The sequence below is a fragment of the Neisseria sp. P0022.S010 genome (genome assembly GCF_051956635.1).
Window position 1 is genome coordinate 1 of sequence record NZ_JBQCXF010000560.1, and the last position, 1,892, is coordinate 1,892.

The 1,892-nt window shown below is 53.5% G+C and carries 2 protein-coding genes; one reads left to right on the forward strand and one right to left on the reverse strand.

From position 1 onward, the window contains the following. Positions 1-56: 56 nt before the first annotated feature. On the reverse strand, positions 57-1,466 hold the full coding sequence (locus ACTHUT_RS19385) for a DEAD/DEAH box helicase (RefSeq protein WP_250600447.1): 1,410 nt from the start codon (positions 1,464-1,466) through the stop codon (positions 57-59). Between the two features lie 117 nt (positions 1,467-1,583). Between ACTHUT_RS19385 and ACTHUT_RS19390 the strand changes: the two genes are divergently transcribed. After that, the gene (locus ACTHUT_RS19390; RefSeq protein WP_141752855.1) at positions 1,584-1,787 is read left to right on the forward strand and encodes a hypothetical protein; all 204 of its coding nucleotides are present in this window, start codon (positions 1,584-1,586) and stop codon (positions 1,785-1,787) included. Positions 1,788-1,892: the final 105 nt, after the last annotated feature.

Sequence of the window (1,892 nt, forward strand, 5' to 3'; positions counted from 1 at the left end):
AGGCGTGTTTTCACACGCCCTTATATCTTTTTCAGACGGCCTTAAGATTGAAAAAATCAACCTCTTTTGTGTTTGCCGCCAAAGCTGTCGTTAGACTTACGCCTGCCTTTAAAGCCTTCGCCGCCTTTTTTAAAACCATCAGCTTTTTTGAAACCATCTTTCTTAAAGCCATCTTTCTTGAAACCGTCTTTTTTATGGCCTTCGCCGCGTGATTTGCCGCCGAAGCCTTCTTTAGCCGGTTTCTTATCGCCACGCCAGCCGCCGGATTTTCTCTCGCCCCAGCCGCCTTTGCCTTTCGGTTTGCCGCCTGCGGATTTGCGCTTGCGGGTCGGCTCCATGCCTTCGACGGTCACTTCGTTCAGCTTACGGTCGATATATTTTTCGATTTTGTGCACTTTGACGTATTCGTTCACTTCGGCGAAGGTAATCGCAATACCCGTGCGCCCTGCCCGTCCGGTACGGCCGATGCGGTGGACGTAGTCTTCCGCCTGTTTCGGCAGGTCGTAGTTGATGACGTGGGTGATGGTCGGCACGTCGATACCGCGGGCGGCAACGTCGGTGGCAACCAAAATTTTGCAGCGGCCTTTGCGCAAATCCATCAGCGTGCGGTTTCGCCAGCCTTGCGGCATGTCGCCATGCAGGCAGTTGGCGGCGAAACCTTTTTCGTACAAATCGTCGGCGATGACTTCGGTCATGGCTTTGGTGGACGTGAAAATCACGCATTGGTCGATGTTGGTGTCGCGCAGGATGTGGTCGAGCAGTCGGTTTTTGTGGCGCATATCGTCGCAGTACAGCAGCTGCTCTTCAATTTTGCCTTGGTCGTCCACGCGCTCGACTTCGATGATTTCAGGGTTTTTCGTCAGTTTACGCGCCAGTTTGCCGACCGCGCCGTCCCAAGTGGCGGAGAACAATAAAGTCTGACGGTCGGTCGGGGTGGCTTCGACGATGGTTTCGATGTCGTCGATAAAACCCATGTCCAGCATACGGTCGGCTTCGTCCAAAATCAGCACTTCCAAGCGGGCGAAATCGACTTTGCCGCTTTGCATCAAGTCCATCAGACGGCCCGGCGTGGCGACAATCAGGTCGACCGGTTTGCTCAGGGCGCGGGTTTGGTAGCCGAAAGATGCGCCACCAACGATGCTGACGGTGCGGAACCAACGCATATTTTTGGCGTACGCCAGCGCGTTTTTCTCGACTTGCGCCGCCAATTCACGGGTCGGCGTCAACACCAACGCGCGCGGACCTTTGCCCGGTTTCTCGCTGCGTTTGGTCAGCCGCTGCAACGTCGGCAGCAGGAAGGCGGCGGTTTTGCCGGAGCCAGTTTGCGCCGAAGCCATGATGTCGCGGCCCTCCAAAGCAAACGGAATGGCTTGCGCCTGAATCGGCGTCGGGCTTTCGTAACCCTCGCTGCGCACGGCGGACAAGATGTTTTTATCAAGGTTCAAATCGGCAAATTTAATAGACATGGCTATCCTAAAGAGACAACAACGCGCACGCCTGAACGGTTTTCAGACGACCTGAAGCAAAGGAAAGTAACGATACGGGAAATGTGAAGTTACAGGGTTGTCGCAAGCATCTTGCTTGTGGTTAACATCGACGACAACCTGCACAGAAAAGGCTTTGCAAATATGCAAGCAATAAAAGAAACGCGCCCGAAACGGCGGTTTAGGTTGGATGACGATGGCTTCGTATCAAAAGGCGAACTGCGGATGATAAAGGAGAAAACCGCCCAGGTCAAGCAAAACAGGCTGCAACTGCAAAATCAAGCTATAATGCCGTTTTATTGAATCAGCACGGATGAATCCGACATGAAGTTTTTCAAAACTGCCGTCTTATTACCTGCATTTGCCGTTGCCCTGTTGCTCGGCGCGTGCAGCGGATCGGAGAGTTAT